The sequence below is a fragment of the Bradyrhizobium sp. Leo170 genome (assembly GCF_004296405.1).
Lineage (GTDB): Bacteria > Pseudomonadota > Alphaproteobacteria > Rhizobiales > Xanthobacteraceae > Bradyrhizobium.
Genome location: NZ_PSRR01000569.1, coordinates 1 through 3,022, shown reverse-complemented (window position 1 = coordinate 3,022; position 3,022 = coordinate 1). Strand labels below are relative to the sequence as shown.

Genomic DNA, 3,022 nt, shown 5'->3' with positions numbered 1-3,022 from the left:
ACGCAACGCGCCGCGAGAATGCGGACTCACATCCTCACCGCTGTTTGAAATTTGAATCATAACTCGCGACGACGCCGTAGGGTGGGCAAAGCGAAGCGTGCCCACCGTCGCGAGCGGAGTACTGGATGGTGGGCACGGCGCGATAGACGCGCTTTTGCCCACCCTACGTAGTTCCGCAACCACTTGCTCGCGCCATAACAACTGCCTGTGGTTATGGGTCCGCTTTCGCGGGGACGACGCCGGCGCGGTCATCGTGAGAGCCGCGCAAACCGCTCACGCCTCTGCGTCCAGCACCTTCTTCACCGCAGGCCGCGCGGCCGTGCGGTTGCGGTGATCGACCACTTTCGGCAGCGTCGCGAGATCGACGCCGTCGCCTTCCAGCCACTGCGCCATCGTGAAGAGATAGATGTCGCAGATCGTGAAGGCTTCGCCCATCACCCACGGGCCTTTCAGCATGTCGCGCTCGATCAGCGCAAAGCTCGCGCCGACCGTTTTCGGGATCATGCGCTTCAAGTCGGCAAAGGAGGATTCCTCCGCAGCCCAGCGATAGCCGCGCATCTTGTGGGCATGCGCGACATGCACCGTGGAGCAGAGATAGCTGTTGAACGCCTGCGCCTGCGCGAACGCAAAGGCGTCATCGAGCGGCGCGAGCTTTGCCTTCGGAAAGCCCTGCGCGATAAAGGCGAGCACCGCGGGCGTCTCGGTGAGGACGCCATGATCGGTGACCAGCGCCGGCACCCGTCCCTTCGGGTTGACCTTGAGATATTCCGGGCTGTTCTGCTGGTTGGTCTTGAAGTCGACCCGTTCGATCGTATAGGGCGCGCCGGCCTCTTCGAGCGCGATGTGCGAGGCGAGCGCGCAGCTGCCGGGGGTGTAATAGAGCTTGAGCATGTTCCATCCCTCATTCAGAGGGACGCGAAGTTAACGGCGTGCTCTTGCCCCGTCCATCCCTGCTCTGACTGATGGGCTCAGCGAACAGCCTTTGCCGTCTCCACCAGGCGCGCACTGGTCGATGCCGTCGCAAGCACTGCGCCATCTTCCGCCATCAGCCTGCCTTCGACGAAGGCGACGGTCTTGCCGAGCTGGGAGACCCTGGCCTCGCCGATGATCGGACCCGGCTTCGCCGGCGCCAGGAAATTCACTGTCATCGTGATGGTCGCGGTGTAGAGCTTGCCGTCGGTCATGACGAATACCGCCGGGCCCATGGTGTCGTCGAGCATCGCCGACAGCATGCCGCCCTGGATAAAGCCGGCCGGGTTGCAGAACTCCGGCTTGCCCTCGAAGCCGATCCGAATCCAGCCTTCGCCCGGGCGTGCGTCGAGCGGGCGCCAGCCGAGCAGCTTGGAGCAGGGTGGCGCGGCGAGACGGTCAAGCGCGGTCGCGATCATCGGAGCCTCCGTTGTCGCTCCTACCTAACGCAGGCCTCCTGCCAGCATGCTGTCAGCAGCCTCACATGCCGAGCCCATGCGCGACCACCTTGCGCATCACATTCGGGAACGCTTCGTCCGCAAGCGTTGCGACCGGCACCCAGCGCATCCCCTCCGGCGCCCGCGTACGCGGCGGAACGGTCGCGGTATAGACCGCAAGCTCGAGCGGAAAATGCGTGAAGACGTGGGTGACGACGCCGGCCTTGCGGTGCCAGCGCGTCACGCCCTTCAGAAATGGCGCCTGCTCAAGTGCAGCCGCATCGTCCTGCCCGGCCAGCCATTCGGAGGTCGGCACTTCCGTCATGCCGCCGAGCAGGCCCTTCTCGGGGCGGGTGCGGACCAGGAGCTCATCGCCGCGGGTGACGACGAAGGCCGCGCCGGAGCGCAGCGCGCCAGTCTTCTTCGGCGCCTTGCGCGGAAAGCTCTCCTGATCGCCGCGGGCGCGCGCCGCACAGTCGTTGTTGAGCGGGCAGAGCGCGCAGGCCGGCTTCTTTGGCGTGCAGATCGAGGCGCCCAGATCCATCAGCGCCTGCGCGCTATCGCCGGCGCGAGACTTCTCGTCGCCGGCGCGAGACTCCTCGTCGCCGGCGCGGGAAGGACCGAGCAAGGTGTTCGCCAATTGCTGAATCAGCGGCTTGGCCTGCGGCAGCGCCTCCTCGACCGCGAACAGCCGCGACACCACGCGCTCGATATTGCCGTCGACCGGCATGGTGCGGCGGTCGAAGGCGATCGCAGCGATCGCGGCCGCCGTGTATGGCCCGATCCCCGGCAGCGTGCGAAGCCCCTCCTCGCTATCGGGAAAGATGCCGCTGTGGTCGCGCAGCACCGCCACCGCGCAGGCGTGCAGGTTACGCGCCCGGGAATAGTAGCCGAGCCCGGCCCACATCCGCAGCACATCGTCCAGCGAAGCGCGCGCCAGCGAAGCGACGTCCGGCCAGCGGGAAACGAATTTCTCGAAGTAGGGCCCGACCGCCTTGACCGTCGTCTGCTGCAGCATGATCTCCGACAGCCACACCCGGTACGGATCAGCCGCCTCGCCAGCCCCCGCCCGCCACGGCAACCGGCGGCGATGCCGGTCATACCAGGCGAGCAGAATGGCGGGACGAGCGGCGAGCGCGTCAGGCGCTTCTCGTGGCTTGGTCCTGGCGGCGGCGCGAGAGCTCATGAGCCTATCTTAATGTCGGAGCACGAATCTCTCCACGTCATGCCCGTGCCTGTGCCGGGGCATCCACGTCTTTATTCCTGGGATCGTTGCGAGGTGATATGACAAACTATGTCAAAGCCCGGCCCGATCAGCGCAAAGCCGCTCTCCGTCCTGCTCAACGACGTCTTCTCGGACGCCTACGCCAAGCAGGGGTTCGCCGCGCGCGAGCTGGTAACGCGGTGGGCGGAGATCGCGGGGGTCGAGATCGCGCGGTATTCGGAGCCGATGAAGATGCAATGGCCGCGGCCGGTGGAGGGGCAGCCGCAGGAGCCGGCAACGCTGGTGCTCCGGGTCGAGGGGCCGATGGCGCTGGAGATCCAGCATTCCTCCGACCGCATCCTGGAGCGGGTCAACCGCTTCTTCGGCTGGCACGCGGTCGGCCGGCTGGCGC

The 3,022-nt window shown here is 66.4% G+C and carries 4 protein-coding genes; 1 reads left to right on the top strand and 3 read right to left on the bottom strand.

The window, feature by feature from the left end; genetic code table 11:
• Window positions 1-273: 273 nt before the first annotated feature.
• The 3 genes from CWO89_RS42510 to mutY all read right to left on the bottom strand — a co-directional run bounded on the left by CWO89_RS42510 (window position 274) and on the right by mutY (window position 2,592).
• Entirely contained in the window at window positions 274-891 is a 618-nt protein-coding gene (locus CWO89_RS42510) for a glutathione S-transferase family protein (RefSeq protein WP_130584167.1), read from the bottom strand.
• A 77-nt stretch (window positions 892-968) separates the two neighbouring features.
• Window positions 969-1,388 carry a PaaI family thioesterase gene (locus CWO89_RS42505; protein ID WP_130584166.1) on the bottom strand — a complete coding sequence of 140 codons (420 nt, stop codon included), beginning with the start codon at window positions 1,386-1,388 and terminating at the stop codon, window positions 969-971.
• A 61-nt stretch (window positions 1,389-1,449) separates the two neighbouring features.
• Window positions 1,450-2,592, bottom strand: a complete 1,143-nt coding sequence (gene mutY, locus CWO89_RS42500; protein WP_130584165.1) for an A/G-specific adenine glycosylase — start codon at window positions 2,590-2,592, stop codon at window positions 1,450-1,452.
• A gap of 108 nt (window positions 2,593-2,700) precedes the next feature.
• Here mutY and CWO89_RS42495 point away from each other — a divergent pair.
• The coding region (locus CWO89_RS42495) for a DUF721 domain-containing protein (protein WP_130584164.1) at window positions 2,701-3,022 on the top strand (322 nt) is incomplete at its 3' end.